Annotated in this window: 24 protein-coding genes and 1 pseudogene; 18 read left to right on the top strand and 7 right to left on the bottom strand. The window is 71.8% G+C overall.

Annotated features, from left to right (window positions below; genetic code table 11):
- Positions 1-67: 67 nt before the first annotated feature.
- Positions 68-946, bottom strand: coding sequence for a carbohydrate ABC transporter permease (locus KDB89_RS11285; RefSeq protein ID WP_255555894.1), 879 nt, complete (start codon positions 944-946; stop codon positions 68-70).
- Positions 946-1,842: a carbohydrate ABC transporter permease gene (locus tag KDB89_RS11280; RefSeq protein WP_219081085.1), complete on the bottom strand. Its 897-nt coding sequence runs from the start codon at positions 1,840-1,842 to the stop codon at positions 946-948. Before KDB89_RS11280 ends, KDB89_RS11285 begins: the two co-directional genes overlap by 1 nt.
- A gap of 380 nt (positions 1,843-2,222) precedes the next feature.
- Between KDB89_RS11280 and KDB89_RS11275 the strand changes: the two genes are divergently transcribed.
- The 10 genes and pseudogenes from KDB89_RS11275 to KDB89_RS11235 all read left to right on the top strand — a co-directional run bounded on the left by KDB89_RS11275 (position 2,223) and on the right by KDB89_RS11235 (position 10,277).
- Positions 2,223-3,890 carry a nitrite/sulfite reductase gene (locus KDB89_RS11275; protein ID WP_219081082.1) on the top strand — a complete coding sequence of 556 codons (1,668 nt, stop codon included), beginning with the start codon at positions 2,223-2,225 and terminating at the stop codon, positions 3,888-3,890.
- Positions 3,887-4,066: a hypothetical protein gene (locus tag KDB89_RS11270; RefSeq protein WP_219081080.1), complete on the top strand. Its 180-nt coding sequence runs from the start codon at positions 3,887-3,889 to the stop codon at positions 4,064-4,066. Before KDB89_RS11275 ends, KDB89_RS11270 begins: the two co-directional genes overlap by 4 nt.
- The gene (locus tag KDB89_RS11265) at positions 4,063-4,800 is read left to right on the top strand and encodes a phosphoadenylyl-sulfate reductase (RefSeq protein WP_369408085.1); all 738 of its coding nucleotides are present in this window, start codon (positions 4,063-4,065) and stop codon (positions 4,798-4,800) included. Before KDB89_RS11270 ends, KDB89_RS11265 begins: the two co-directional genes overlap by 4 nt.
- Positions 4,797-5,696: a sulfate adenylyltransferase subunit CysD gene (gene cysD, locus KDB89_RS11260; RefSeq protein ID WP_219081078.1), complete on the top strand. Its 900-nt coding sequence runs from the start codon at positions 4,797-4,799 to the stop codon at positions 5,694-5,696. Before KDB89_RS11265 ends, cysD begins: the two co-directional genes overlap by 4 nt.
- Entirely contained in the window at positions 5,696-6,988 is a 1,293-nt protein-coding gene (locus KDB89_RS11255; protein ID WP_219081076.1) for a sulfate adenylyltransferase subunit 1, read from the top strand. Before cysD ends, KDB89_RS11255 begins: the two co-directional genes overlap by 1 nt.
- A gap of 18 nt (positions 6,989-7,006) precedes the next feature.
- Positions 7,007-7,717 (top strand): sirohydrochlorin chelatase, encoded by a 711-nt coding sequence (locus KDB89_RS14680; protein ID WP_255555893.1) that lies wholly within the window; start codon positions 7,007-7,009, stop codon positions 7,715-7,717.
- Positions 7,714-8,577, top strand: a pseudogene (locus tag KDB89_RS11250) (phosphoribosylaminoimidazolesuccinocarboxamide synthase); the annotation flags it as partial. The gene KDB89_RS14680 and the pseudogene KDB89_RS11250, both read left to right, overlap by 4 nt.
- Before the next feature lie 55 nt (positions 8,578-8,632).
- Positions 8,633-8,791: a hypothetical protein gene (locus tag KDB89_RS11245; RefSeq protein WP_219081072.1), complete on the top strand. Its 159-nt coding sequence runs from the start codon at positions 8,633-8,635 to the stop codon at positions 8,789-8,791.
- A 17-nt stretch (positions 8,792-8,808) separates the two neighbouring features.
- The gene (locus KDB89_RS11240) at positions 8,809-9,660 is read left to right on the top strand and encodes an aminotransferase class IV (protein WP_219081070.1); all 852 of its coding nucleotides are present in this window, start codon (positions 8,809-8,811) and stop codon (positions 9,658-9,660) included.
- Positions 9,657-10,277, top strand: coding sequence for a DNA-3-methyladenine glycosylase (locus tag KDB89_RS11235; RefSeq protein WP_255555891.1), 621 nt, complete (start codon positions 9,657-9,659; stop codon positions 10,275-10,277). The genes KDB89_RS11240 and KDB89_RS11235 overlap by 4 nt, the downstream gene beginning before the upstream one ends.
- Positions 10,278-10,445: 168 nt before the next feature.
- Here KDB89_RS11235 and KDB89_RS11230 read toward each other — a convergent pair whose 3' ends face one another.
- The gene (locus KDB89_RS11230) at positions 10,446-11,615 is read right to left on the bottom strand and encodes a pyridoxal phosphate-dependent aminotransferase (RefSeq protein ID WP_219081068.1); all 1,170 of its coding nucleotides are present in this window, start codon (positions 11,613-11,615) and stop codon (positions 10,446-10,448) included.
- A 117-nt stretch (positions 11,616-11,732) separates the two neighbouring features.
- Here KDB89_RS11230 and purS point away from each other — a divergent pair, with 117 nt between their 5' ends.
- The 5 genes from purS (at position 11,733) to purL (ending at position 18,684) form a co-directional block, all read left to right on the top strand.
- Complete coding sequence (gene purS, locus KDB89_RS11225) at positions 11,733-11,972, top strand: phosphoribosylformylglycinamidine synthase subunit PurS (protein ID WP_219081066.1); 240 nt, start codon at positions 11,733-11,735, stop codon at positions 11,970-11,972.
- Positions 11,972-12,646: a phosphoribosylformylglycinamidine synthase subunit PurQ gene (gene purQ, locus KDB89_RS11220; RefSeq protein WP_219081064.1), complete on the top strand. Its 675-nt coding sequence runs from the start codon at positions 11,972-11,974 to the stop codon at positions 12,644-12,646. The genes purS and purQ overlap by 1 nt, the downstream gene beginning before the upstream one ends.
- An 86-nt stretch (positions 12,647-12,732) precedes the next feature.
- The gene (locus tag KDB89_RS11215; protein ID WP_219081062.1) at positions 12,733-13,713 is read left to right on the top strand and encodes a DUF2332 domain-containing protein; all 981 of its coding nucleotides are present in this window, start codon (positions 12,733-12,735) and stop codon (positions 13,711-13,713) included.
- A gap of 42 nt (positions 13,714-13,755) precedes the next feature.
- Positions 13,756-16,419 (top strand): aminopeptidase N, encoded by a 2,664-nt coding sequence (pepN, locus tag KDB89_RS11210; RefSeq protein ID WP_219081060.1) that lies wholly within the window; start codon positions 13,756-13,758, stop codon positions 16,417-16,419.
- Positions 16,420-16,428: 9 nt separating this feature from the next.
- Entirely contained in the window at positions 16,429-18,684 is a 2,256-nt protein-coding gene (gene purL, locus KDB89_RS11205; protein WP_219081059.1) for a phosphoribosylformylglycinamidine synthase subunit PurL, read from the top strand.
- A 9-nt stretch (positions 18,685-18,693) separates the two neighbouring features.
- On the opposite strand, the gene KDB89_RS11200 is transcribed toward purL, so the two are convergent.
- The 3 genes from KDB89_RS11200 to KDB89_RS11190 form a co-directional block, all read right to left on the bottom strand.
- On the bottom strand, positions 18,694-19,188 hold the full coding sequence (locus KDB89_RS11200; RefSeq protein WP_219081058.1) for a GyrI-like domain-containing protein: 495 nt from the start codon (positions 19,186-19,188) through the stop codon (positions 18,694-18,696).
- Positions 19,189-19,253: 65 nt separating this feature from the next.
- Positions 19,254-20,357, bottom strand: coding sequence for an NADH:flavin oxidoreductase/NADH oxidase (locus tag KDB89_RS11195; protein WP_219081056.1), 1,104 nt, complete (start codon positions 20,355-20,357; stop codon positions 19,254-19,256).
- The gene (locus tag KDB89_RS11190) at positions 20,354-21,010 is read right to left on the bottom strand and encodes a type 1 glutamine amidotransferase domain-containing protein (RefSeq protein ID WP_219081054.1); all 657 of its coding nucleotides are present in this window, start codon (positions 21,008-21,010) and stop codon (positions 20,354-20,356) included. Before KDB89_RS11190 ends, KDB89_RS11195 begins: the two co-directional genes overlap by 4 nt.
- Before the next feature lie 126 nt (positions 21,011-21,136).
- On the opposite strand from KDB89_RS11190, the gene KDB89_RS11185 reads away from it, so the two are divergent.
- On the top strand, positions 21,137-22,051 hold the full coding sequence (locus tag KDB89_RS11185) for a LysR family transcriptional regulator (RefSeq protein WP_219081052.1): 915 nt from the start codon (positions 21,137-21,139) through the stop codon (positions 22,049-22,051).
- A 123-nt stretch (positions 22,052-22,174) separates the two neighbouring features.
- Here the strand turns inward: KDB89_RS11185 and KDB89_RS11180 are convergent, their stop codons facing one another.
- Positions 22,175-22,753 carry a winged helix-turn-helix domain-containing protein gene (locus KDB89_RS11180; protein WP_219081050.1) on the bottom strand — a complete coding sequence of 193 codons (579 nt, stop codon included), beginning with the start codon at positions 22,751-22,753 and terminating at the stop codon, positions 22,175-22,177.
- 94 nt (positions 22,754-22,847) lie between these two features.
- Between KDB89_RS11180 and KDB89_RS11175 the strand changes: the two genes are divergently transcribed.
- Together KDB89_RS11175 and KDB89_RS11170 are read left to right on the top strand one after the other, a co-directional pair.
- Positions 22,848-24,173, top strand: a complete 1,326-nt coding sequence (locus KDB89_RS11175) for a dipeptidase (RefSeq protein ID WP_219081048.1) — start codon at positions 22,848-22,850, stop codon at positions 24,171-24,173.
- Positions 24,174-24,177: 4 nt separating this feature from the next.
- Positions 24,178-25,197 carry a glycosyl hydrolase gene (locus tag KDB89_RS11170; RefSeq protein ID WP_219081022.1) on the top strand — a complete coding sequence of 340 codons (1,020 nt, stop codon included), beginning with the start codon at positions 24,178-24,180 and terminating at the stop codon, positions 25,195-25,197.
- The last annotated feature ends 4 nt before the right edge of the window (positions 25,198-25,201 follow it).

Below are 25,201 nucleotides of genomic sequence, written 5' to 3'. Positions count from 1 at the left end.
CGACACTGCTTGCGGATGGTTGAGTTATCTCTCTGCCGGGCGGACCCGGAAGTGGGTGGGGTGGGCGTCAGCCCTTGACCGCGCCAGCGGTCATGCCTTCGATGAAGAACCGCTGGAAGGCGATGAACAACACGAAGATCGGGAGGAGCGAGAACACCGAGCCGACCAGGAGCAGGTCGTAGTTGTTGCCGTACGGGGTCAGCAGGGTGTTCAGGCCGATGGGAAGGGTGTACTTGTCAGCCGAGCGCAGGGCGAGCAGCGGCCACAGGAAGTTGTTCCACGACGACATTCCGTTGAGGATCGCCATGGCGGCGAAGGCGGGCTTCATCAGCGGGAGCACGAGGCGGAAGAAGATGCCGTACTCGCTCACGCCGTCGATGCGGCCGGCCTCGACGATGTCCTTGGGGATGCCGCGGAGGTACTGCCGGAAGAACATGATTGTCACGGCGGCCGCGAGGAACGGCAGGATGACCGCGGTGTAGGTGTCCTGCAGGCCCATGTCGTTGATCTGGATGTACAGCGGCAGCATCATCATCTCGAAGGGCACGCTCATGATCAGCAGCACCGCGACGAACAGCGTGTTCTTGAAGCGGAAGTCGTACATCGCGAAGCCGTAGGCGACGAAGGCCGAGATCAGCAGCGTCAGGACCACCTGGACGACGGTGACGAAGACGGAGTTGAAGAACCAGGTGAAGTACTGGCCCGAGTCCGTGAACAGCATGACCCAGTTCTCGAGGCTCGCCTGGCTGAGGTCGATGCCCAGGTTCAGGCCGTAGCGCACGATCATGTTGCCGTCCTGGAAGGTGGCGATGAAGATCGCCCAGAACGGGATGAGGACGAGGATCATGATGATGACGAACAGCGCCACCATTCCCCAGTTCGCCACGGTGAGGCGACGCTTGAACTTCCGCGCCTCGGCGGTCAGCTCTCCGGTAGCGCGCGACATCAGCGCTCCTCCTTCTTGAAGGTGCCCGTCGCGATGAGCTGCGGGATGTTGATGGCCATGACGAGGATCAGCAGGATGATGCCGACCGCAGACGCGTAGCCGAGGTTGTTGCGCTCGATGCCCTGGCGGTACAGGTACCCGACGATGGTCAGGCCGATGTTCTGCGGCGAGTTGTTGCCGCCCCACAGCATGAAGGACTCGAGGAACATCGCGAGGCCGCCGTAGACCGAGATGGTCAGGACGAACACGATGGTGGGCTTGATCGACGGGACGGTCACGTGCCAGAACTGCTGCCACTTCGAGGCGCCGTCGAGGTCGGCCGCCTCGTAGTAGTCCTGCGGGATGGCCTGGAGGCCGGCCAGGAAGTAGAGGATGTTCACGCCGGTCCAGCGCCAGCAGGCCAGCGTCAGCAGCGCGAAGAAGCCCGTGCCGCTGTTCTTGAGCCACTTGACGGGATCCACGCCGAAGATGGCGACGATCTGGTTCATCAGCGAGGTGGAGGACTCGGAGAAGATCAGGCGGAACACGACACCGGCGACGACCACGGAGCTCAGTGCCGGGATGAACAGCACCGACTTGAAGACGGCCTTGAACTTGTCCGAGCCGATCTTCGAGTTGATCAGCACCGCGAGGATCAGGGGGCCGGGGATCAGCAGCAGCAGGGTCCACAGCATGTACTTGATGGAGTTGCCGAGCGCCACGTAGAACAGGCGGTCCCCGAAGAGGCGCTGGAAGTTCTTCAGGCCGACGCTCTCGGTGACGCCGGGGAGGATGTTCTGCGTCGACATGATGCCGGACTTGATGAGGGGGCTGATCCAGAACACCGCGAGGGTGAGCACGAACGGGAGGACGAAGATGAACGGCGCGATCTTCTGTGAGTAGAGGATGCGCTTCATGCAGACGCTCCCGCGTCTCGGGGTGACTGGGGTGCTCCGGTCATCGGTGACCTCCGGGTTGAGTGCTTCTTTGCTGCCGAAGTGGCTGTGTCTCAAGAGGAAGGTAGTTGTCCTCAGGGGCACTGTCAATCGATTTTCGGGTTTCGGGGACAAATTGTTGTGAAACGGTCACATTGACCACCCTCGCGGGGCGGACTGGGCGCTCGCGCGTCGAAAACGATTTCGAAAACTGCGTCCCTGCGTGGGGGTTGTGCGGGGGTGGCATCGGCCGGGAGCCGCGGCCTCCTGTTCGCCGGGGGCGATCGGCCGGGCCGGTCGGGAATGCCGGGGACACCCCACGGGTTCGGACGAGTTAAGCCACTCCCACCGAAGGAACGCGCATGACCGAAGCGGCCGCCCGGCCCCGACGCAACCAGGCCACCGGTGCCTGGGCCGACGGAGACACCACGCCCCTGAACGCCAATGAGGCCTTCAAGCAGGCAGACGACGGCCTCAACGTGCGCGCCCGCATCGAGGAGGTCTACAGCCGCGAGGGGTTCGCATCGATCTCCGCGGATGACCTCCGCGGCCGCATGCGCTGGTGGGGCCTCTACACGCAGCGCCGCCCCGGGATCGACGGCGGCAAGACCGCCACGCTCGCGCCGGAGGAGCTGGACGACGAGTACTTCATGATGCGGGTCCGCAGCGACGGCGGCGCGCTCAGCAACGAGCAGCTGCGCGCCATCGCGGGCATCTCGACCGAGTTCGGCCGCGACACCGCCGACATCTCGGACCGGCAGAACATCCAGCTGCACTGGATCCGCGTGGAGGACGTGCCCGAGATCTGGCGCCGGCTCGAGTCGGTCGGCCTCTCGACGACCGAGGCCTGCGGCGACGTGCCCCGCGTCGTCCTCGGCTCGCCGGTCGCGGGTATCGCCGCCGACGAGATCATCGACGGCAGCCCCGCCGTCGCCGAGATCGTCGAGCGCTTCATCGGCGACCCCGAGCTGTCGAACCTGCCCCGCAAGTTCAAGACCGCGATCTCGGGGAGCCCGCGCCTCGACGTGGCCCACGAGATCAACGACATCTCCTTCGTCGGCGTCGTGCACCCGGATCACGGCCCCGGCTTCGACCTCTGGGTCGCCGGGGGGCTCAGCACCAACCCCATGTTCGCCCGCCGGCTGGGCGCCTGGGTGCCGCTGGAGGAGATCCCCGAGGTCTGGAAGGGTGTGTGCTCCATCTTCCGCGACTTCGGCTACCGCCGCCTTCGAAACCGCGCCCGCCTGAAGTTCCTGATGGCCGACTGGGGCCCGGAGAAGTTCCGTGAGGTGCTCGAGACGCAGTACCTCGGCCGCACACTGATCGACGGGCCCGCCGCCGACGAAGCGGTCGCCCGCCGCGACCACGTGGGCATCAACCTGCAGAAGGACGGCAACTACTGGGTCGGCGTCGCGCCGATCGCCGGGCGCGTGTCCGGCACGAAGCTGACCCGGATCGCCGACCTGGCCGAGCGCCACGGCTCGGGCCGCGTCCGGCTGACCCCGCACCAGAAGCTGCTCGTGCTCGACGTGCCCGTCGCGGAGACCGAGGCGCTGGTGGCCGGGCTCGACGCGCTCGACCTGCCCGCCCGCCCGTCGGAGTTCCGCCGCGGCGTCATGGCGTGCACGGGCATCGAGTTCTGCAAGCTGGCGCTGGTCGAGACCAAGGCGCAGGCGCGCCGGATCGTCGAGGAGCTCGAGGCCAGGCTGCCGGAGTTCGACGTGCCCTTTTCGGTGCACGTCAACGGCTGCCCCAACGCCTGCGCCCGCACGCAGGTCGCCGACGTCGGCCTCAAGGGCATGGTGCAGACCGACGACGACGGCAACCTCGTCGAGATGTTCCAGGTGCACCTCGGCGGCGGCCTCGGCGCCACCCCGCAGCTGGCCCGCAAGACCCGCGCCCTGAAGGTCGCCGCGGACGACCTGCCGGACTACATCGAGCGGCTCGCGCGCACCTTCCTCGAGCAGCGCGAGGGCGACGAGTCCTTCGCCACCTGGGCGCACCGCGCCGAGGAGGACGACCTGCGGTGAGCGCCGTGATCTACCACTGCCCCTTCTGCGCCGAGGAGGACCTGCGCCCCGTCGAGGAGCCTCGCGGCGCCTGGCACTGCGTCGCCTGCGCGCGGGTGTTCTCGGTCACGCAGCACCGCGTCGAGACGGCCCAGATCCCGGGCCGCCTCCGGGAGGAAGAGGAGGCGGGCCGGTGACGACCACCCTGACCACCGACGAGCTCCGGGCCTTGGCGGACGAGGCAGCGGCCCGCTTTGCGCAGCTCGAGGCCGAACAACGGCACGCGGGTCACCTCGGTCGGGTCGAGCTCAGCCGACAGGTGCTCGCCTGGGCGGCGGAGTCGTTCGGCGACGACGTCACCGTCGCGTCCTCCATGGGCGACGAGGTCCTCGTCGAGCTGGTCGCGCAGTCGGCGCCCGCGCTCGATGTGTTCTTCCTCGACACCGGCTTTCACTTCCCCGAGACGCTGCGGACGCGCGATCACTACACGGACCGCGTGCGAATCCGCACGGTGCTGCCGCTCCTGACGGTCGACGAGCAGGCCGCCGAGCACGGGGACCGGCTCTTCGACCGCGACCCCGACCGCTGCTGCGCCATCCGCAAGGTCGAGCCGCTGAACCGCGCGCTCACCGGGCGGTCGGCCTGGGTGACCGGCATGCGCCGCGTCGACGCCCCGACCCGCACCGACATCGGACTGGTCGGCTGGGACGAGCGCAGGCAGATGGTCAAGATCAACCCCATCGCGGCGTGGGACGACGACGACGTCGACCGCTTCGCCTTCGAGGAGGACGTCTTCCTCAACCCCCTTCGCGAGAAGGGTTATCCCTCCATCGGCTGCGCCCCGTGCACGCGCCCCGTCGCCCCTGGCGAGGACGCGCGCGCCGGACGCTGGGCAGGCAAGAACAAGACCGAATGCGGGCTGCATACATGAACCATTCCCTCGACCATCTCGACCACCTCGAGTCGGAGGCCATCCACATCTTCCGGGAGGTGGCCGGCGAATTCGAGCGCCCGGTGATCCTCTTCAGCGGCGGCAAGGACTCCGTCGTCATGCTGCACCTGGCGCTCAAGGCGTTCGCTCCGGCGCCGCTTCCGTTCGCGCTGCTGCACGTCGACACGGGCCACAACTTCCCCGAGGTGCTGAGCTACCGCGACGAGACGGTCGCCCGCATCGGGGCGCGGCTGCACGTCGCGAAGGTGCAGGACTACCTCGACGACGGCCGGCTGCGCGAGCGCCCCGACGGCACCCGGAACCCGCTGCAGACCGTGCCGCTGCTCGACGCGATCGAGGAGGGCCGCTTCGACGCCGTCTTCGGCGGCGGCCGCCGCGACGAGGAGAAGGCCAGGGCCAAGGAGCGCGTGTTCTCGCTGCGCGACGCGTTCGGCACCTGGGACCCGCGCCGCCAGCGCCCGGAGCTGTGGGACCTGTACAACGGTCGCCACGCGCCCGGCGAGCACGTGCGCGTCTTCCCGCTGTCGAACTGGACCGAGCTCGACGTGTGGCGCTACATCGAGCGCGAGGACATTGCGCTGCCGAGCCTGTACTACGCCCACGAGCGCGAGGTGTTCCAGCGCTCCGGCATGTGGCTGACCGCGGGCGACTGGGGTGGTCCGCGCGGCGGCGAGCCCGTCGAGCGGCGCGTCGTCCGGTACCGCACCGTCGGCGACATGTCCTGCACGGGCGCCGTCGACTCCGAGGCCGCCGACGTGGCAGGGGTGATCCTGGAGGTCGCGGCCTCCCGCATCACCGAACGGGGCGCCACCCGCGCCGACGACCGCCTCTCCGAGGCGGCGATGGAAGACCGCAAGAAGCAGGGATACTTCTGATGACCCACGATCTGCTCAGGCTCGCGACCGCCGGGTCTGTCGACGACGGCAAGTCCACCCTCGTCGGACGGCTGCTCTACGACACCAAGTCTGTGCTCGCGGACCAGCTCGACGCCGTCGAGCGCGTGTCGCGGGAGCGCGGCCAGGCCGCCCCCGACCTCGCGCTGCTCACCGATGGGCTGCGGGCCGAGCGCGAGCAGGGCATCACGATCGACGTGGCCTACCGGTACTTCTCGACCGCCACCCGCTCGTACGTGCTGGCCGACACCCCCGGCCACGTGCAGTACACGCGCAACATGGTCACCGGGGCCTCGACGGCCGAGCTGGCGCTCATCCTCGTCGACGCCCGCCACGGCGTCGTCGAGCAGACCCGCCGCCACCTGGCCGTCACCGGCCTGCTCGGCGTGCGGCACGTCGCCGTCGCGGTCAACAAGATGGACCTGGTCGGCTGGGACCGGGCACGGTTCGACGAGATCGTCGCCGAGGCCACCGCGGTCGCGGCCCGCTTCGGGATCGACGAGGTCGTCGCGGTGCCGCTGTCCGCGCTGCTCGGCGACAACGTCGTCGACCGCTCCGCCAACACGGAATGGTACGAGGGGCCGACGCTGCTGGAGCACCTCGAGGCCGTGCCGGTCGGCACCGACCCGGCCGCCCAGCCTCTGAGGTTCCCCGTGCAGGTGGTGCTGCGGCCGCAGCAGGCCGGCCACGAGGACTACCGCGGCTACGCCGGGCGCATCTCCGCCGGCGTCGTGCGGGTCGGCGACGAGGTCACGGTGCTGCCGTCGCGCCGCACCACCACCGTCGTCGGCATCGACCGGGGGCGGGCCGATGGGACGCTCGAGGAGCTCGACGAGGCCTTCGCCCCCCAGTCCGTCACGCTCCGGCTCGCCGACGACATCGACATCTCGCGCGGTGACCTGATCGCCGCGGCCGAGGCTCCCGGCGAGGTCACCCGCACCGTCAGCGGCATGGTGTGTGTCCTGTCCGACCGGCCGGTCAGGCCCCGCGACCGCGTGCTGCTGCGCGCCGGCACCCGCACGGTCCGCGCCATGGTGGAGGAGATCCTCGACCAGCTGGACATCGCCACCGTCGAGTACGCCCGCGCCCCGCGCGAACTGGCGCTCAACGACATCGGCCGGGTCCGCGTGCGGCTGGCCGACGACCTGCCCATCGACGACTACCGGGAGCTGCGCCGCACCGGCGCGTTCCTGCTGATCGACGAGGCCGACGGCGCGACGCTCGCCGCCGGCATGGCCGAGACCGCCGATCGCTACGCCGGCGCCTCCATCTGACCTGACGGGAGGGCACCCATGCCCGACATCGTGCTCATCGCCCACGGGTCTCCGGACCCGCGCCACCGCGAGGGCCTGGAGCGGCTCGCCGACGCCGTCCGCGGTCGCGTGCGCCCCGGCCGCGCCGTCGGCGTCTGCTACCTCGATCACCACGCGCCGTCGCCGGCGGACCTCGCGGTCGAGCTCGGCGGCTCCGCCGTCGCGGTGCCGGTCCTGCTGACGCCCGCCTACCATGCGCGCGTCGACGTGCCGCGTGCCGTCGAGGAGCTCGGGTCCGCCGGCTCGCACGTTCGGGTGGCCCGCCCGCTCGGGCCCGACCGGAGGTTGCTTGACGGCTGCGAGGAACTGCTGGTCGGGGCAGGCGTGCTGCCCCGCCGCACGACCGCGGTCGCCGTCTTCGTCGCCGGCTCCTCCGACACGGCGGCGGTCGCGACCGTCGCCGAGACCATCGCCCAGCACCCCCGCGAGGGATGGGGCCCGTGGCGGGTCGCGGCGCTGGACGGCGGCCGCGCCGTCGAGGAGGTCGTCGCGGAGCTGTCGCTCGAGGCCGACGAGGTCGTCGCCGTCAGCTTCATGGTCGCCGAGGGTGTCCTGCGGGACCGCATGGCGGAGCGCACCGCGAGGCTGGGCGTCGAGCTTGTGCCCGGGGCCCTGTCCTCGACGGGGGCGCTCGCGGACCTGGTCGTCGCGCGGGCCGCCCAGCGACTCGCCCTTATGATGAGCGTGTGAGCCAGTACTCCTCGGTCCTGAACCTCCCGCTGCGGCACGCCGGCAAGGTGCGCGAGCTCTACGACATCACCGTCGACGGGGTGCCCCGCATCCTGATGGTCGCCACCGACAACATCTCCGCCTACGACTTCGTGCTCGAGACGCCCATCCCGGACAAGGGCGCGGTCCTGACGCAGCTCAGCCTCTGGTGGTTCGACCAGCTCGCCGATCTCGTCGACAACCACGTCGTCAGCACCGACGTGCCCGCGGCCGTCGCCGGTCGCGCGACGATCGTCGAGGCGCTCGACATGATCGAGGTCGAGTGCGTCGCCCGCGGCTACCTCACCGGCTCCGGCTGGGTCGAGTACCAGGCCTCCCGCACGGTGTGCGGCGTGCCGCTGCCCGAGGGGCTGCGCGACGGCGATCGGCTGCCGGAGCCGATCTTCACGCCCGCGATCAAGGCCCCGCTCGGCGAGCACGACGAGAACGTCGACTACGCCACCGTCGCCGGGATCCATGGCGAGGAGCTCGCGTCGCGGCTGAGGGACCTGACGCTGCGCATCTACTCGCGGGCCGCCGACATCGCCGCCGACCGCGGCATCATCCTGGCCGACACCAAGTTCGAGTTCGGCCGCCGCGCCGACGGCACCATCGTGCTGGCCGACGAGGTGCTCACCCCCGACTCCTCGCGCTTCTGGGACGCGCAGGCCTGGCGCCCGGGGGAGTCGCTGCCCAGCTACGACAAGCAGTACGTGCGCGACTGGCTGACCCGCGAGTCCGGCTGGGACAAGGCGTCCGACACACCGCCGCCCGCACTACCCGCCGACGTCGTCGCCGCGACCCGCGACCGCTACCTCGACGCCTACCGCCTGCTCACCGGCCGGGAGTTCCAGCCGGCCTGACGCCCGTGCCCCGTCATTGAGCGATGATGGCTCCATGACGGACACCCAGATCAACGACGTGCCCGAGGACCCGGATGTGGTGCTGCGGCAGCCGACGGTCGATGAGGTTCTGGCCCGGGTGGAAGGCCGGGCCGGCGGCTCGCTGTCGCTGGCGGACGCGGTCCGTGTGCTGCGGTCCGACCGTGGGGAGTGACCGGTAGGCTCACCGGCATGGCAGTCAAGCTTCTCGCGCTCCTCGACGGAACCCTCGCCGACGTCACGCAGCCCATCGTCCGCGCCGATGACCAGGGCGTCGTCCGCGGCGACGGCGTCTTCGATGCAACGCTCGCCATCGGCGGCGTCGCCCGCGACCTGGACGCACACCTGGAGCGGCTCGCGCAGTCGGCCGCCATGCTCGACCTCCCCGTGCCGGACGAGGCGGGCTTCCGCCGCGCGGTCGACGCGATCCTCGCCGCCTGGGACTGGGACGCCGACCCGGAGGCCGTGCTGCGGCTGATCCACACCCGCGGCCCCGAGGGCATCGCCGACCAGCCGAACGGCTGGGTGCTGGCCGCGCCGCTCGACGAGGCCTCGATCCGCCAGCGTGCCGAGGGTGCGAAGGTCATGGTGCTCGACCGCGGCTTCGAGGGCTCCGGCGTCGCCTCCCTGCCGTGGCTGCTGCCCGGCGCGAAGTCGCTGTCCTACGGCATCAACATGGCCGCCAAGCGCTGGGCCCACGCGCACGGCGCCGACGACGTCGTGTTCCGCTCCCCGTCGGGGGGCCTGCTCGAGGGCCCGACCTGCAGCGTCGTGCTGGACCTCGACGGCGTGCTCGTCACGCCGCCGCTCGACGGCATCCTCCGTTCGATCACCGTCGAAGAACTGGTCTCCAAGGGCGCCGAGCACGGGCTCGACGTCCGTTTCGGCGAGCTGAGCGTCGATGACCTCGACCGCTGCCGCGGAGCCTGGCTGCTGTCCAGCGGCCGGATCCTGGCGCGCGTCACGCACGTCGACGGCCGCGAGCTGCCGGTCAGCCCGCTCGACGCGCAGGTCGCCCGCGCCGTGGACGTGCCGCTGCCGTGATCCGGGTCCCGCCGACGACCGGCTGGGGAGACCTGACCGACGACCAGCGGGCCATGCTCGACGGCGTCGGGACCGCCGCCCGCGGGCTGCTCGGCGCCTCGCTGGTCGTCGACCGCGGCGACGGCCGCGTGGCGGCTGAGATCACCGAGGTGGAGGCCTATGGCGGCGGGCTGGACCCCGCCGCCCACTCGTACCGCGGCCCGTCGGCCCGCAACGCCGCGACGTTCGGCCCGCCCTGGCACGCCTACGTCTACCGTCACCTCGGCATCCACACGTGCTTCAACGTCGTGGTGGGGGACGAGGGTGTCCCGTCCGCGGTGCTGATCCGCGCCGCCCGGATCGTCGACGGGGTCGGCTTCGCCCGCGAGCGGCGAGCCGCCCGCGGCCGCACGCGCTCCGACGCCGACCTGGCGGCCGGCCCGGCCAGGCTGACCGTCGCACTCGGCATCGACATCGCCGACACCGGGTCCCCGCTCGACGGGAGCGCCGGGATCCTGCTGACCCCGCGCGCCGGAGCCGAGCCGCCCGTGTCAGTCGGCCCGCGGATCGGCGTCGGCAGCGCGGTGGACTACCCGCTGCGGTTCTGGGTCACCAGCGATCTCACAGTGTCGCGCTGAGCTGTCGGGGCGCGGACTACAGTCTCGGCATGGACCACCACCCGCAGGAGCGGGCGGAGCGGGCGACCTAACCTGCACGTCCGCTGGATGCTGGCGCTGCTCCCCGCGGTGCTGATGGCCCGCGAGTGGGCCACCGGCAAGCTCACGGAGCTGTGGGACCCGCCGCCCTCAGCGTGACTGGAAGGCGACGATCCGCTCGATCGCCTCGCGGATCGCGGCGGTTCCTGCCGCGAAGCTGACCCGGACGGTGCGGTGCCCGCCGACGGCGTCGAAGTCCGTGCCGGGCGTCAGGGCGACCCCCGTCGCCTCCAGTAGCGCCGCGGCGTAGGCGGACGAGGTGCCGTGGTGCTCCAGCTGCGGGCCGAGGTCGGCGTAGTAGTAGAAGGCGCCGTCCGCGGGTGCGGATCCTCCCCACCCCAGGCGGGGCTCGGCGTCGAGCAGCAGCCGGCGGGCCTCCGCGAAGTCGGCGACGGCCTCGTCGCACTGCGCGTACGAGGTGTCGGTGAACGACTCGAGGGCCGCGAACTGCGCCGGGGCCGGCGGGCACAGGGCCAGGTTCCCGGCCAGCGCGTCGACGGCCGACATCAGCTCCGGGGGAGCGAGCAGCCAGCCGATCCGCCACCCCGTCATGCCCCAGTACTTGCTCCAGGATGAGACGACGATCGGGCCGGGCCCGAACTCGCGGGCCGAGGTGCCGCGGGAGTCGCCGTAGGTGACGCCGTGGTAGATCTCGTCGCTGACCAGTCGCACGCCGTTCGCGTCGCACCAGGCGACCAGCGCGGCCAGCTCGTCGCGCGTGACCATCGTGCCGGTCGGGTTCGCGGGCGAGGCAAGCACCAGCCCGGCCAGCGGGCCGCGTGCGTGCTCGGCGTCGAGCTGCTCGACCGTCGGCTGGAAGCGCACGTCGGCGCCGCAGTCCAGGTCGACGACCTCGCAGCCCAGCGAGCTGAGGATGTTGCGGTACGCGGGATAGCCGGGCCTCGCCAGGGCGACGCGGTCGCCCGCGTCGAAGGCGGCGAGGAAGGCGAGCAGGAAGGCGCCGGACGAGCCGGTGGTGACCGCGATCTCGGACGGGTCGACATCGGTGCCGTACCAGCGGTCGTAGTGGCCGGCCAGCGCCTCGCGCAGCGGCGCGATGCCGAGCGCCGGGGTGTAGCCGAAGGTCGTGTGGGCGACGTGCAGCCGGGCCGCCTCGTCGTCGACGGCGGTGGGTGCCCCGGCGACGGGCTCGCCCGCGCAGAGCGAGATGACGCCGACGCCGCGGGCGCGCAGCCGGGCCACCTCGTCGAGGATGGTCATGACCTCGAAAGGCGGAACCTGGGAGCGGGCCGACACCATGCCGTCGAGGCTACCCGGCAAGGCACGGATCCGGCGGGGTCGCGGCGTTCCCGCCGCGTCGTGGGACGTAGCCCCGGCGCAGGGCTCCGACGCCGCGCCATGCCCTAGAGTGGCGCCATGCCACGCGTCGTTGTCAACGTCATGCCGAAGCCCGAGATCCTCGACCCGCAGGGGAAGGCCGTCACCGGCGCCCTCAAGCGCCTCGGCTTCCAGGGCCTCTCTGTCCGTCAGGGCAAGCGGTTCGAGGTGGAGGTCGAGGGCGAGGTCACCGACGAGGTGCTCGCCGAGATCGGCCGCGCGGCGGAGACGCTGCTCGCCAACACCGTCATCGAGTCCTTCGACGTGGTGGCCGACTGATGACCCGCGTCGGGGTGGTCACGTTCCCCGGGTCCCTGGATGACCACGACGCCCTGCGCGCCGTGCAGCTCTCGGGCGCCGAGGCCGTGCCGCTGTGGCACGGCTCCGACTCGATCGAGGGCGTCGACGCCATCGTCCTGCCCGGCGGCTTCTCCTACGGCGACTACCTGCGCTGCGGCGCGATCGCCCGGTTCAGCCCCGTGATGGGTACCGTCATCGACGCGGCGAAGAAGGGGATGCCCGTGCTGGGCATCTGCAACGGCTTCCAGCTGCTGTGCGAGGCGCACCTCCTGCCCGGCGCGATGATCCGCAACGCCGGCCAGCAGTTCATCTGCCGCGACGAGCGCCTGCGCGTCGAGACCATCGACACCACCTGGACCTGCGCCTTCGAGAAGGGCCAGGAGATCACCATCGCGCTGAAGAACGGCGAGGGGAACTACCAGGCGTCCGCGGAGACACTCAAGGAGCTCGAGGACAGCGACCGCGTCGTCTTCCGCTACCTCGACAACCCGAACGGCTCCGCGAACGACATCGCCGGCATCACCAACGAGCGCGGAAACGTCGTCGGCCTGATGCCGCACCCCGAGCACAACGTGGAGGAGCTGACCGGGTCGTCGCTCGACGGCAAGGCGTTCTTCGAGTCTGTGCTGCAGTTCCTCGCCGTGCGCGTCTGACCCCACCCCACCCCAGACGCCAACGGTATTTCCCAGACGCCAAGGGGTGCCCAGACGGGGAGGGCAGTCGTGAGGGGAGGGCGGGGATGAAGGCGGTCCACGCGTACGAGGCGATGCCGATCGACGAGCTGTACCGGTGGTTCGCCGGCGAGGCCGAGCCGACGTCGCCCGTCTGGTCGAAGCTGTGCCGCTGGATCGCCGGGACGCCGGTGCTGACCGCGCGGCTCGACGTGCTGCCGGGTCGCAAGCGGCAGCCGAACCTGTTCCTCGCCGCCGTCCGTTACCTCGACGGGCCGACCGACCCGGGGCCCGAGTTCCTCGACTGGGTCGACGGGAACTGGTCGGCCATCGAGGCGACGATCCTCGCCCGACGCACCCAGACGAACGAGCCGGGCAGGCTGGCCGTGCTGGCTCCGGTCCTCGCGAGCCTGCCGCAGCCCGTCGCGCTGCTGGAGATCGGGTCGTCGGCCGGGCTCTGCCTCCTGCCCGACCGGTTCCGGTACCGCCTCCCCGCGACCATCGCCGACGGTGCGGCCGCCGGACCCGATGCACCCGTCCTCGACTGCCGGCACGACGGCGACCCTCCCGCCTCGCCCGCGGACCTGCGCATCGCGCTGCGCCGAGGGCTCGACCAGCACCCCCTGTCCGCGGCCGATCCCGACGACGCGCGGTGGCTGCGGGTGCTGGTCTGGCCGGGCGAGCGCGACAGGGAGGAGCGGCTCGCCGCCGCCCTCACCGTCGCCGCGGCCGACCCGCCGACGATCCTGACCGGCTCCGCGCCCGACGACCTCCCCCTCCTGCTCGCCGACCTCCCCGCCGGCGCGACGCCCGTCGTCATGCATTCGGCGACGCTGGCCTACCTCGCGCGCCCCGAGCGCGACGCGGTCGTCGCGGCCGTTCGGGCCTCCGGCGCCCACTGGCTCTCCTTCGAGGGACCCACCGTCGTCACGAGTCTCCGCGGCCGCACCCCGCCGGTCGACGGGCCGCACTTTGTCCTCGCCCTCGACGGCGAGCCGCTCGCCGTCGCCTCGCCCCACGGCCGCTGGGTCCGCTGGCTGCCGCGCTGACCCGCGCGACGCGGCGCCCGCGCCAGTGGTTGGATGGGGAGCATGAGCTCAGCCAATCTCAGCCAGGTCGAGACCGCGGCGCGCGCCGCCGCGGTTGAGGTGCACAGCTACACGGTCGACGTCGACATCCGCGACGCCCGCGACCCGGGGACGACGACGTTCCCCGTCACGTCGACGATCGAGCTGAGCATCGCCTCGACAGGCTCGGCGCGTTTCGACAAGCTCAACGAACCGGGGAACGCCTCGACAGGCTCGGCGCGTTTCGACGAACTCAACGAACCGGGTGCGCTCAACGAACCGGGGAACGCCTCGACAGGCTCGGCGCGTTTCGACAAGCTCAACGAACCGGGGGCGCTCAACGAACCAGGTGCGCTCAACGGACCGCTGTGGATCGACTTCATCGGCGAGGTGGACTCGCTGACGATCGACGGCGAACCGCACCCCGTCGAGCACGACGGGGCCCGGCTCCAACTGCCCGACGTCGCGCCCGGGCGACACACCGTCGTCGTCGCGGGCCACGCGCGCTACTCGCGCACCGGCGAGGGCCTGCACCGCTTCGTCGACCCGGCCGACGGCGAGACCTACCTCTACACGCAGTACGAGCCCGCCGACGCGCGCCGCGTGTTCCCCAACTTCGAGCAGCCCGACCTGCGCGCGCCGTTCACCTTCATCCTCACCGGCCCCGAGGAGTGGTGGCTCGGCTCGAACCAGCCGGAGGCCTCCCGCGAGGTCGTCGCCGACGGCGTCGTGCGCGTCACGTACGAGCCGACCGGCGTCCTGTCCACCTACATCACCTGCATCTGCGCCGGCCCGTACCACCGCGAGGTCGACGCCTGGGGCGAGATGGAGCTCGGCCTGCTGTGCCGCCGGTCGCTGGCCCGCTACCTCGACGCCGACGTGCTGTTCACCTACACGAAGCAGGGCCTCGACTGGTTCACCGCCAACTTCGGCGACTACCCGTGGGGCCCCAAGTACGACCAGATCTTCGTCCCCGAGTACAACCTCGGCGCCATGGAGAACCCCGGCCTGGTGACCTTCACCGAGAGCTACCTGTTCCGCTCGCCCGCCACCCCGGCGCAGCTGCAGGCCCGCTGTAACACGCTGGTCCACGAGATGAGCCACATGTGGTTCGGTGACCTGGTGACCTGCCGCTGGTGGGGCGACCTCTGGCTCAAGGAGAGCTTCGCCGAGTTCTCCGGCAGCCATGTCTCGCACGAGGCCTGCGGCTTCGACGACGCCTGGGTCAACTTCGCCGCCAACCGCAAGGCCAGCGCCTACCTCGCGGACTCGATGCCGACGACCCACCCCGTCATCGCCGACATACCCGACCTCGAGGCCGCCAAGACCAACTTCGACCGCATCACCTACTCCAAGGGATCCTCGGCCCTGACGCAGCTGGTGCACTTCGTCGGCCTCGACGCGTTCCTGGCCGGGTCGCGCCGCTACTTCGCCGCCCACGCGCACTCGTCCGCGACCCTGACCGACTTCATCGGCGCCCTGGCTCAGGAGACCGACCGCGACCTCAGCGGCTGGGTGACCGCCTGGCTCGGCACCGCCGGCCACGACACGCTCGCCGCCTCCGTCACGCTCGACGGCGACGCCGTCGGCACGCTGAGCATCTCCCGCACGGTCCCCGACGAATACCCGGCCGACCGCCCGCACGCCACCACCGTCGGCCTCTGCCGCGTCGTGGACGGCTCGCTGAAGCTGGAGCGGCGCCTCGACGTCACGGTCGACGCCGCGACGGTCGAGGTCCCCGAGGCCGTCGGCCTGCCGGCCCCCGACGCCGTGCTGATCAACGACCTCGACCACACCTTCGCCGCCGTCGCGCTCGACGGGACCACGCGTGCGACGCTCGTGGCGCACCTCGGGCACCTCGACCCGATCTCCCGCGCCGTCGCCTGGACCGCGCTGCGCACCTCGCTCAGGTCCGGCGACCTGTCCGCGGAGGACTTCGTCGACGCCGTCCTCGGCGCCGGCGAGACGCAGACCGGCGTGCTCGCGTCCCTTGTCGCCTGGGCCTTCGACGCCGTCGACCGCTTCACCACCGACACCGCGACGCTCGCGGCGCGCTGGCGCGACGGCGCACGCGCCGCGGCGCTGGCCGCGGCCCCCGGATCCCCCGAGCAGCAGATCTGGGCCCGGGCCTACCTCCGCGCCGAGACCCTGGCCGGCGGCGACGTCTCCTGGGTGCAGGACGGCGGCATCCCGGGCCTCGAGCTGTCCGTCGACGTCACCTGGGCCGCGTGGCAGACGCGCGCCGCCCTCGGCGCCGCGACCCCGGAGGAGCTGGACGCGGCCCTGGCTGCCGACGACACCGCCGCCGGCCGGCTCGCCCGCCTCACCTGCTGGGCCGCCGCCCCCGACGCCGCGGTCAAGCGGGAGGCCTGGGACCGGGTCCACGTGATCGACGGCGACGCGAACGCCACGATCGACGCGATCCTGGCCGGCTACAACACGCCGGGCCAGTCCGCGCTGCGGGAGCCGATGCGCCGCCCGTATTTCGAGACGCTGCTGGACGTCTGGCGCGACCACCCGATCGAGATCGCCCTGCGCCTGGTGCGCGGCGGATTCCCCGATAACGGGGCCGACGAGGGGCGGGCCTGGCTGGACGCCAACCCCGACGCCCCAGGCACGCTCCGGCGCCAGATCCTCGAGGCTGTCCATGAGGCTCAGGTGGCAGAGCGCGTGCGCGCGACGCGATAGATTGACCCTGTGGCAGACACCGTAGAGAACGCCTTCCAGACCCCCGACGTCGAGCAGCCCTACGCCGCCCTCGGCGTCAAGGACGACGAGTACCTCCGGATCAAGGAGATCCTCGGTCGGCGCCCCACCTCCGCCGAGCTCGCCATGTACTCGGTCATGTGGTCGGAGCACTGCTCGTACAAGTCCTCCAAGGTGCACCTGAAGAAGTTCGGGGAGCTCAGCCAGGACACGCCGCGCGGACCTCTGCTGGCCGGCATCGGCGAGAACGCCGGCGTCGTCGACATCGGCCAGGGCTACGCCGTCACGTTCAAGGCGGAGTCCCACAACCACCCGTCCTACGTCGAGCCCTACCAGGGCGCGGCGACCGGCGTCGGCGGCATCGTCCGCGACATCCTCGCGATGGGTGCGCGCCCGATCGGCGTGATGGACTCCCTGCGCTTCGGCCCGCTCGACGAGCCCGACACGCACCGCGTGCTGCCCGGCGTCGTCGCCGGCGTCGGCGGCTACGGCAACTGCCTCGGCCTGCCCAACGTCGGCGGAGAGGTCCAGTTCGATCCCTCCTACCTCGGCAATCCGCTCGTCAACGCTCTGTGCGTCGGCGTGCTCCGCCACGAGGACCTGCACCTAGCCCGCGCCACCGGCGTCGGCAACCAGGTCATCCTGTTCGGCGCGGCCACCGGCGGCGACGGCATCGGCGGCGCCTCCATCCTGGCCTCCGAGACGTTCGACGAGACCGGCCCGGCCAAGCGTCCCAGCGTCCAGGTCGGCGACCCGTTCATGGAGAAGCTGCTCATCGAGTGCACGCTCGAGCTGTTCCAGGCGGGCATCGTCAACGGCATCCAGGACTTCGGCGCCGCGGGCATCTCCTGCGCGACCTCCGAGCTGGCCTCGGCCGGCGACGGCGGCATGTTCGTCAACCTCGACCTCGTCCCCCTGCGCGACCCCAACCTCGCGCCGGAGGAGATCCTGATGAGCGAGTCCCAGGAGCGCATGATGGCGGTCGTCGAGCCCGCCAACGTCGAGCGCTTCATGGAGATCTGCGCCAAGTGGGACGTGCTGGCGACCGTGGTCGGCGAGGTCACCGACGGCGACCGCCTCATCATCTCGTGGCACGGCGAGACCATCGTCGACGTCGACCCGAAGACCGTCGCGCACGAGGGCCCCGTCTACGACCGCCCGTACCACCGCCCCGACTGGATCGACGCGCTGAACGCCGACCGCGCCGAGGACCTGCCGCGCGACAACTCCGCCGACGCCGTCCGCGCCATGCTCCTGCAGGTGCTCGCGCACCCCAACGTCGCCGACAAGACCTGGGTCACGCAGCAGTACGACCGCTACGTGCGGGGCAACTCCGTGCTGGCCCAGCCCGAGGACGCCGGCATGCTCCGCATCGACGAGTCCACCGGGCTAGGCATCGCGCTCGCCCTCGACGCCAACTCGCGCTTCTCGTACCTCAACCCGTACCTCGGCGCGCAGCTGTCGCTGGCCGAGGCCTACCGCAACGTCGCCGTCACCGGCGCCGAGCCGGTCGCCATCACCGACTGCCTCAACTTCGGCTCGCCCGAGGACCCCGAGGTCATGTGGCAGTTCTCCGAGGCCATCCTCGGCCTCGTCGACGCCTGCCGCGAGCTCGGCATCCCCGTCACCGGCGGCAACGTCAGCCTCTACAACCAGACCGCCTCGACCCCCATCCTCCCGACGCCCACCGTCGGCGTGATGGGCGTGATCGACGACGTCGCCACCCGCCTGCGCTCCGGCTTCGCCCACCCGGGCGACGCCGTGCTGCTGCTCGGCGAGACCCGGGAGGAGCTGTCCGGCTCCATCTGGGAGGCCGTCGCGCACGACGCGCACCTGGGCGGCATGCCCCCGCAGGTCGTGCTCGGCGCGGAGAAGGCGCTGGCCGACGTGGTGGTGGAGGCGGCCCGCCGCGGCCTGCTGTCGTCGGCCCACGACGTCAGCGAGGGCGGCCTCGGCGTCGCGCTCGCGGAGTCGGCGTTCCGGGGCGGCCTCGGCTTCGCCGTGACGCTGCCGGGCGACGACCCGACGGTCGCGCTGTTCTCGGAGTCCGCCGCCCGCGCCGTCGTGTCGCTGTCGGGGGCGTCCCTGGCCGAGTTCGAGGCGCTGTGCACCGAGCACGGTGTGCCCGTCGCCCGCATCGGTGAGGTCACCGGCGGGGGCGAGCTCGAGTTCGTGGGCGCGTTCACCGTCGACCTCGACGAGGCCCGCCGCGCCTGGGAGGCCCCGCTGCCGGAGGCCCTCGGCTGATCCCGGCGGTCAGTCCCCCAGGGGGAGGATCAGATCCGTGCGCAGCTCCTCGGGAGCCACGCTCGGGTCTGTGACGTACACCTCCACCCACACGCCCGTGGGCAGCGCCGGGGCCCGGGCGGTGAGATCGGCCCAGGCCGCGCCGAGCCCGTCATAGGTGCCGACGTGCGTGGTCGCCAGCGCCGGCCCGGCGGGCAGCTGCGAGCCGACCACGGACACGTCGCCCGCGGGCAGCGGTCCGTCGAGGATCGTCGAGACGGGGAACCCGACCTCCAGGTCGAAGATGCCCTCGGGTTCGCCGCGATACAGGGCAAGCGCCGGGCCGGTCGGGTCGAGGGCGCCGGCCCCCACCAGGTTGCCGAGCGCGGGGAAGCCCTCGTCGAAGGCGGCGGGCAGCCCATCCAGGCTGATGCCCTCGTAGCGGACCACCGCCAGCGGCGTCGCCGCGAGCTCGATGGTTGTGGGCGCGGAGAACGGTGCCTCGGGAAATGCAGAATCGGTCATGCCGCCCATCCTTGCAGGTGGGTGCGACATGACCGATCGTCCGTGGAGGTCAGTCAGCTGAGCTTTCAGCGCAGGCTCCTGGCCGCCCGCGAGTACTGCAGCGGGAAGTCCTCGTCGGCGCCGAGCGTACGGGACGCGCGCACTCCCCAGTAGGGATCGAGCAGCAGCGGCCGGCCCAGCGCGACCACGTCGGCCTGCCCGTCGACGAGGATCTGCTCGGCCTGGGCGGGCTCCGTGATGGAGCCGACGGCGACGGTCGGCAGCCCGGCAGCCTCGCGGACGCGGGCCGCGAACGGCACCTGGTAGCCGGGTCCGGTCGAGGCGCCCGGCCAGGGAGTGTTGCCGCCGGTGGAGACGTGCACGATGTCGACGCCGTGCTCCTTGAGGGCCTTCGTCAGCTCGACGGTCTGGTCGGTCGTCCAGCCCTCGGGTTCGAGCCAGTCGGTGGCCGACAGGCGGAACATGACCGGGTAGTCCTCGCCGACGGCGTCGCGGACCGCGTCGGCGATCTCGATGGCCAGGCGCGAGCGGTTCTCCAGGGAGCCGCCGTACTGGTCGGTGCGGTGGTTCGACTGCGGCGAGAGGAACTGGTGGACGAGGTAGCCGTGCGCGGCGTGCACCTCGATCATCTGGTAGCCGGCGGCCACGGCGCGGCGGGAGGCCGCGGCGAAGGCGTCGACGACGCCCGCGATCTCAGCCAGCGACAGGTCGTGCGGCACGGGCAGCACGTCGTCGAACGCGATGGCGCTCGGGCCGACGACCTCCCAGCCGAGCCGATCGGTGGCGGGGTCGAGCGGCTGGCCGCCGAGGAACTCGCGGTTCGTGCTGGCCTTGCGGCCGGCGTGCGCGAGCTGGACGACGGGGACGACGCCCTGTTCCTTCATGAAGTCGGTCAGGCGGCGGTGGCCCTCGACCTGCGCCTCGTCCCAGAGGCCGAGGTCCCAGGCGGTGATTCGGCCCTCGGGGACGACCGCGGTCGCCTCCACGATGATCGCGCCGACGCCGCCGACGGCGCGGGCGCCGTAGTGCTGCGCGTGCCACTCGCCGGGCACGCCCGTCAGGGGGCCCTCGGCGGGGGCGCTGTACTGGCACATCGGCGCCATCCACAGGCGGTTCGGGATGGTCAGCCCACGCAGGGTGATGGGGGAGAAGAGTCGGGTCGCGGTCACTTGAGCGCCTCCAGGATGTTCTCGGCGAGGGGTGCGGACGAGGCCGGGTTCTGGCCCGTCAGCACGTTGCGGTCCGTGGCGGTGTGCGGCTGGAAGGGCGCGCCCACCTCGACGGTCAGGCCGGCCTCGGTGAGGCGGTCCTGCAGGAGCCAGGGAGCCTTGTCGGCGAGGCCGCCGATCTTCTCCTCGGCATTGGTGAAGGCAGTGATGGTGTAGCCGGCGAAGGCGTTGCTGCCGTCGGCCTTCGTCGCGGCCAGCAGGGCGGCGGGGCCGTGGCAGACGACGCCGACGAGCTTGCCGGACGTCACCGCGTCGGCGAGCAGCCGGCCGGAGTCGGCGTCGACCGCGAGGTCCTCCATCGGGCCGTGGCCGCCGGGGACGAACACCGCGGCGTAGTCCGCGAGGTCGACGTCGGCGATGGCGATGGGGGACTTCAGCTCGGGCTGGTCGGCGGAGATGTCGTCGCTCAGGCTGGCGGGGTCGACGGGCGGCACGACGCCGCCCGGGGTGGCGACCTGCACGGCGTAGCCGGCGTCCTTGAAGATCTGCAGCGGCGTCACGGCCTCCTCGGCCCAGAAGCCGGTGCGGTGCGCGGTGCCGTCGTTCAGGGTCCAGGTGTCGGATCCGGTCATCAGAAAGAGAATCGTGTTCATGGGGTCATCCTCTCGTTCCATTCGCTCAAGCCTACGTCGCGAAGCATCGGAATTGAAATCGGTCGATCGATAGTTCCCATCGGAGAACCGATGGTTCATCGGATGTGCGGGGCGTACAGTGGAGGTATGTCGGACACACGTACCCCCCTGGATCTGAACCTGCTGCGGACCTTCCTGTGCGTGTACCGCGTCGGCTCGCTCACGGGTGCGGCTCCCGGGCTCGGGCTGTCCCAGCCGACCGTGACGGCGCAGGTGCGCAGCCTGGAGGAGCGGCTCGGCCGCCAGTTGTTCGAGAGGCTCGCCCGCGGCGTGCAGCCGACCGCCTTCGCGCACGAGCTTGCCGCCCGGGTGGCCGCGCCGCTGGACCAGCTGTCCGGCCTCGAGGACGACGGACCGCTCGGCGTCCGCGTGGCTCCCGTGCACCTCGCCGGACCGTCCGAGCTCCTGTGCACGAGGGTGCTGCCCGCGCTGGCGCCCCTGGTCTCGCAAGGGGTCGAGCTGCGGGTCGCTCAGGGCATGACGGACGAGCTGATGGACGAGATGCGCGGCGGCCAGCACGACCTGGTCATCGCCACCCGCCGCCCCCGCGGGAAGGGGCTCGTGTCGACGCCGCTCACCGACGCGCAGTACGCGCTGGTGATCTCGCCCTCGTGGGCCGGCAGGGGCGTGCCGCTGGCGGCGACCGGGTGCGAGCTGTGCGACGCGCTGCGTCAGGTGCCGCTCGTGGCCTACGCCGAGGACCTGCCGATCGTGCGCCGCTACTGGCGCACCGCGTTCAACAAGCAGGCGGCGAGGGAGGCGTCGCTGACGGTGCCGAACCTGCACGCGGTCGTCTCGGCCGTGACGTCGGGGGCGGGCTACTCCGTCGTGCCGCGTGAGCTGTGCGAGGAGCACCTGGCGGACGGGCGCCTGGTGGAGTTGAACGTCGACCAGGAGTCGCCGCTCAACACGTTCTTCCTGGTGCGGCGCCCCGGTGCGGAGGCCAACGCGCACGTCGGCGCGGTCGAGCGTGCGCTGGTGGAGGCCGCGAAGACCTGGTGAGGGGCCGGTCGTGGGCCGTCGCGCAGCGGTGCGCGACGGCCCACGATCCCCCCAAGGCCGGCCCCATCCGGGCCGACGTGAACGCGTCAGGTGCGCACGCCGGTGTGCGCACCCGGCGCGAGATCAGGCGAGGCTCAGCTCGAGGAGCGGGCTCCGCTGGGCCGTGGTCGTGATGGCGCAGTCCGGGGATCCCCACGACGAGGGCTCGACGACGGTGAACCGCACGCTCTGGCGCAGCGCCTCCTTCGCCTCGGACGCCGCGCGCTGCACGCAGGTGGCCTCGACGTCGCCGACCAGCAGCACGTCGAGGTTCCTCGGGAACGGGCCGGGGCGGCCGACGCGACGCGCGGCCCAGGTGCCGAGCAGGTACGCCTTCTCCAGCGCGTCCACATCCTTGAGGATCGCGGGCAGGAGGGTGGACGGCCCGTAGGTCAGACGCAGGAGTTCGGTCAGCGCGGGGGCGAGCGGGTGCTCGCGGTCGGCGCGGACCATCCGGGCGCGGCCGGCGCGGCGGTCGAGGACCAGTCCGGCGGTGGTGAGGCGCTCGATCTCGGTGTGCACGGTGGTCAGCCCTGCGTCGAAGTGGCGCGCGAGTTCGGTCAGCGAGCGCTCCTGCTCGGGGAGCAGGAAGAGCGTCGACAACAGTTGCCCCTGGAAGTCCGATCGGAGGAGGCGGCTCCGAGTGGGCGGCGGTTGCTTCATGTAAAAATGATACGAAAAGCGTCACTTCCGGTCGTGGGCAGGGTGCGTTAACGCCTGACGCTGAGGCAGACCGCCCGCTGAGTAGGGTGGATGCATGAGCCTCCATGAAGCAGCAGAAGCCGTGATCCCCTCCGTCCTCACCGACCTGAAGCGGCTCATCGCCATCCCGTCGGTCTCGTCCATCAGCGAGCACGACGACGACGTGCTGGCCGCCGCGGACGTCGTCGCGCACCTGCTGAGCGACGTCGGCTGCCCCACGGTCGAGCTCCTCGAGGTGCCCGGCGGCAAGCCCGCGGTATACGGCCACTTCCCGGCCCCCGAGGGCGCCCCCACCGTGTTGCTGTACGCGCACTACGACGTGCAGCCCACCGGCGACCCCGACGCCTGGACGTCGCCCGCCTTCGCCCCGTCCGAGCGCGACGGTCGCCTCTACGCGCGGGGCGCGGCGGACGACAAGGGCGGCATCGCGGTGCACCTGGGCGCGCTGCGCGCGTTCGAGGGCCGCCCGCCGGTCGGCGTGAAGGTATTCATCGAGGGCGAGGAGGAGATCGGCTCGCCCAGCATGGCGGGCCTGTTCGAGAAGTTCGGCGACAGGCTGCACGCCGACGTCTTCGTCATCGCCGACGCCGTCAACTGGAAGGTCGGCGAGCCGTCGCTCACCGCGACGCTGCGCGGCTCCGTCGACGCGGTCGTCACCGTCTCGACGCTCCAGACCGGCCTGCACTCCGGCCAGTTCGGCGGCGTCGTGCCCGACGCGCTGACGGCGCTCTGCCGCCTGCTCGCCACCCTGCACGACGAGGCGGGCAACGTCGCGATCGAGGGGCTGAAGACCTCCCCGGAGCCCACCGTCGAGTACGACGACGACCGCCTCCGCGAGGAGACCGGCATCCTGGAGGGCGTCGAGTGGATCGGCGACGGCAGCGCCGCCTCGCGCATGTGGGCCAAGCCGTCCGCGTCCGTCCTCGCGATCGACACCACCCGCCTGAAGGACGCGTCCAACACGCTCATCCCGAGCGCGAAGGCGAAGGTCAGCGTCCGCATCGCGCCCGGCGACGACCCCGAGTCCGCCACCACGGCGCTCGTCGACCACCTGCACAGCCACGCCCCGTGGGGCGCGCACATCACGGTGGAGCCGGGCCGGCACGGCTCCGGCAGCGAGTTCACGCTGAGCGGCGACCTGAACGAGAAGGTGCAGGCCGCGTTCCGTGAGGCCTTCGGCGTCGAGGCGGTCGCCATCGGTACCGGCGGCTCCATTCCGATCGCCGCAGAGTTCGCCGAGCGCAACCCCGGCGCCGCGGTGCTGCTGACCGCCGTCGTCGACCCCACGTCCCGCATGCACGGCATCGACGAGTCCGTCGACCTCGGCGACCTCGCCAAGGCCGTGGTCGCCGAGACCCTGCTGCTGCAGAACCTGGCCTGAGGCCGTGACCGGCGCCCGCGCCGACGAGGCCGCACGCTCCGTGCTGGGGACCTTCGGCGGCCGGGCGCTCGGCGTGCCCCGCACCCGGCTGGCCGCGGTCGCCCGGCCCGGCCGGCCGCGCGGCGAGTGGCACTACTGGTGGCAGGCGCACCTGATCGACTGCCTCGTCGACGCGCGGCTGCGCGGCAGCGCACTGGTCGACGACCGCCTCATCCGCGGTCACGTCCGAGGCGTCTGGCTGCGCAACGGGCTGCGGTTCCGCAACGGCTACTTCGACGACATGGCCTGGCTCGCGCTCGCCTCGCAGCGATTCGGTCGCCTGGGCGGGACCGACGTCGCCTCGCGGCGCCTGCGGCCCGTGCTGGAGTCCGCGCTGCGGCACGACCGGGGCGGCGGCGCGCTGTGGAGCACGCAGCGGGACTTCATCAACACCGCCGCCACCGGTCCCATCGCGCTGTTCCTGGCTCGCGCCGGTGAGCGCGAGGAGCCGCGGCGCCTGCTCAGCTGGCTGCGCGCCAACCTCGCCGATGACGACGGCCTGATGCGCGACGGGCTGCGGGTGGTCGAGGGCCGGCTCGTGCCCGTCTCGGATGTCTTCACCTACAACCAGGGGCCCGTGCTCGGCCTGATGCTGGAACTCGGCGGCGACGAACTCCGCGCCGCCGAAGCCCACGTGCGGGCGGTGGCCGGGCGCCTGACCAGGCCGGGGACGCGCGTGCTGCGCACACACGGGCCGGGCGACGGCGGGCTGTTCAGCGGCATCCTGACCCGCTACCTCGCGCTCGCCGCCGCCGACCCGCGCCTCGACCGCGACGTGCGCGTCCTCGCCGGCGAGGTCGTGACCTCGACGGCGGACGACCTCTGGGAGCGGCGCGTCGAGCGCGGCTGGCGCGGCCGACCGGTCCTCGTCTTCCCCCAGGACACGCACGCGACCGACGTCGGAGAGACCGCCGAGCTGTCCACACAGCTGCAGGCGTGGATGGCGCTGGAGGCGGCTGCCGTCGCGTCCTCGGCGCTACGGTGAGGGC

This window comes from Tessaracoccus palaemonis (genome assembly GCF_019316905.1).
Classification (GTDB): domain Bacteria; phylum Actinomycetota; class Actinomycetes; order Propionibacteriales; family Propionibacteriaceae; genus Arachnia; species Arachnia palaemonis.
Note: the sequence above shows the minus strand (reverse complement) of the source record. Positions and strands in the feature narration are given on the sequence as shown.